The sequence below is a fragment of the Pseudoalteromonas sp. BSi20652 genome, from assembly GCF_000239855.1.
Lineage (GTDB): Bacteria > Pseudomonadota > Gammaproteobacteria > Enterobacterales > Alteromonadaceae > Pseudoalteromonas.
Map to the genome: position 1 here is coordinate 1 of NZ_BADT01000096.1, position 3,079 is coordinate 3,079.

Here is a 3,079-nt window from a genome sequence, read left to right on the forward strand (position 1 = left end):
AAAGGCCGAGTAAATTAATTTTACTCGGCCTTTTTGCTCAGCTATTAAAGTTAGCTATTTAGTTAAAGCGCTTTTATAACGACTCTACGCCCATGTTGTATAACGTAAAACCAAATATATCAGCGTACTGCTCAATTGTTTTACTCGTTGGTGTACCTGCACCATGCCCCGCATTGGTTTCTATGCGAATAAGCGTTGGATTATTACCCGTTTGCTTTGCTTGAAGCTCAGCGGCAAACTTAAACGAATGCGAAGGGACAACGCGGTCATCATGATCGCCGGTTGTAATCATAGTGGCTGGATACTCAACACCTGCTTTTACATTATGAAGTGGTGAATAACCTTTAATGTATTCAAACATTTCTTTGCTTTGCTCGCTCGTACCGTAGTCGTATGCCCAACCCGCGCCCGCAGTAAAGGTATGGTAGCGCAACATATCAAGCACACCTACAGCAGGTAAAGCCACCTGAAATAAGTCAGGACGCTGCGTCATCACTGCGCCAACTAACAAACCACCGTTAGATCCACCGCGAAGTGCTAAACGCTTTTTAGACGTGTACTTTTTATCTTTTAAATACTCAGCTGCGGCAATAAAGTCGTCAAACACATTTTGCTTTTGCAATTTAGTACCTGCATTATGCCAATCTTTACCGTACTCACCACCCCCGCGAATATTAGCAACGGCGTACACACCACCTTGCTCAAGCCATACTGCATTAACGGGGCTAAAGCTTGGCGTTAAACTAATATTAAAACCACCGTAACCGTATAAAATAGTAGGGTTTGAACCATCAAGCTTAATGCCTGTTTTATAGGTAATTACCATCGGTATTTTAGTACCGTCTTTTGATGTGTAAAACACCTGCTCAGACGTGTAATCATCACTATTAAAATCAATAGCCGACTTACGATAAACACCCGATTCACCCGTAGTTACATCAAACGTATAAGTAGTACCTGGTGTTTTGTAGTTTGTGAATGAATAATAAAGCGTTGTTTGATCTTTTTTACCGCCAAAACCACGTGCAGTACCCACGCCTGGTAATGTAATTTCGCGAATTAGCTCGCCTTTTTTGTTGTACTGTTTTACCTGTGAAATTGCATCAACCATGTAGTTGGCAAAAAAGGTATCGCCACCTTTTGTAAGATTTAGTACGTTTTTGGTTTCAGGAATTAAATCAACCCAATTTTCAGGGCTTGGGTTACTTGCATCAACCGTCACTACTTTTTTGTTTGGTGCATTAAGATTAGTAACTAAAAACAGTTTGCTGCCTTCGTTATCAATCACTGATGTATCTGAATCAGTATTTCCGACAACCGTTACAAACTCACTGTTTTGCTTTGTTAAATCTTTTATAAACAGTTTATTGCCTGACGTAGACGTACTAGCTGAAATAAGTAAGTAACGGCCGTCATGAGTTACATCAGCGCCTACATAGCGATGTTTTTGCTCATCAGTTTCACCAAATACAACACTATCAGCAGACTGATCAGTACCTAGCTTATGGTAATACGCTTTATGCTGATCTGTTTTAGCCGAAAGCTCACTGCCTTTAGGCTTTTCGTAACTTGAATAATAAAAACCTTCGTTGCCTAACCAATCAATGCCACTAAATTTAACGTCAACTAGCGCTTCTTCAACTTGCTCTTTAGTATGTGCATCAATAACTATAATTTTACGCCAATCGCTGCCGCCTTCAGATATTTGATACGCGAGTAATGACCCATCTTTTGAAAACGATAAACCCGACATAGACGTCGTTCCATCGTCACTAAACTTGTTTGGATCTAAAAATACTTCAACGTCGCCGCCATCTTTACTGCGGTACAAAACATATTGATTTTGCAGGCCATCGTTTTTATAAAAATAGGTGTAATCGCCTTCAGTAAAAGGGGCGCCTATTTTTTCGTAGTTCATTAGTTTTTCAAGGCGCTGCTTTAACTTATCGCGATAAGGGATTTGTTCTAAATAAGAAAACGTTAAATTGTTTTGCGTTTTAACCCAATCGGCAGTTTCGCTGCTCATGTCATCTTCAAGCCAACGATATGGGTCGCTAACGGCTTCTTCAAAGTAGGTGTCTACTACATCGCCTTTTTTTGTTTCTGGGTATATCACTGCGTTAACTTGCTTCATTGGTGCTTTTACTTCTTCTTGAGTTACCGTATTAGTTGGCTCTGAACAGCCGCTAAGCGCTACAATCACAGCACATGCTAGAGTGTGTTTAAACATCCTGAGTTCCATTCTTATTTATTAATAGTCCCCCTAAGTTATTAACTTTTAGCCCTTTTGTCTATTTAGATGCGTTAAGCGCCATTTATCGCTGTAAACAAATGTAAACTTACGCTTTAATAGCACGACCCTCATTAAAATAAAAACAATAAAAGAGCACACTATGCAAAGTACAAACCCCACGTTTAAAAGCTTTAAAGCCTTCTACCCTTATTATTTAAAAGAGCACCGCAACGTGATTTGCCGCCGCTTACATTTTATAGGAAGCACCCTCGTTCTTGCTGTAATCGCAATAGCATTATTAAAACAACACTACAATTTATTATGGCTATTACCTGTTATTGGATATGGGTTTGCGTGGGTCGGGCATTTCTTTTTTGAAAAAAACCGCCCAGCTACTTTTAAACACCCTTTTTACAGTTTGTGGGGAGATTGGGTCATGTTTAAAGATATGCTTGTTGGAAAAATTAAATTTTAACACTATTTTTAGTACTCTTTTTTATACCAATTACTTATAAAAACAAAATTGCTTCATTCTTTAAAGTATAGGTTCTAATAAGTAGTACATAATTAATAATACACCCATTAAATGTTAATTTAGTTAACATTTAATGGGTGGTTTTGTATTTTATATTTTTAAAAATATTTACAGCTCAACAGTTGTTTATTGCCAACCCAATAAAAACGGCTTCCTACTCATAATCAATTAAACCTAGCCACCTCATCTTACCAGTTAATTAAACGTTAAATTTAATTTTAAATATAATTCATTATTCATCAATTACTTAGCAATTACCTTAGCTATATAACTAAAACAATGGTCATTATAAAAAATAAACCAAATAGTAA

2 protein-coding genes are annotated in these 3,079 nt (G+C 37.5%); one reads left to right on the plus strand and one right to left on the minus strand.

Going from position 1 to position 3,079, the window contains the following annotated elements; translation table 11 throughout:
• Positions 1-73: 73 nt before the first annotated feature.
• Complete coding sequence (locus tag P20652_RS09990; protein ID WP_008168465.1) at positions 74-2,230, minus strand: prolyl oligopeptidase family protein; 2,157 nt, start codon at positions 2,228-2,230, stop codon at positions 74-76.
• 163 nt (positions 2,231-2,393) lie between these two features.
• Between P20652_RS09990 and P20652_RS09985 the strand changes: the two genes are divergently transcribed.
• A complete protein-coding gene (locus P20652_RS09985; RefSeq protein WP_008168469.1) occupies positions 2,394-2,708 on the plus strand; it encodes a DUF962 domain-containing protein in 315 nt (104 codons plus the stop codon).
• Positions 2,709-3,079: the final 371 nt, after the last annotated feature.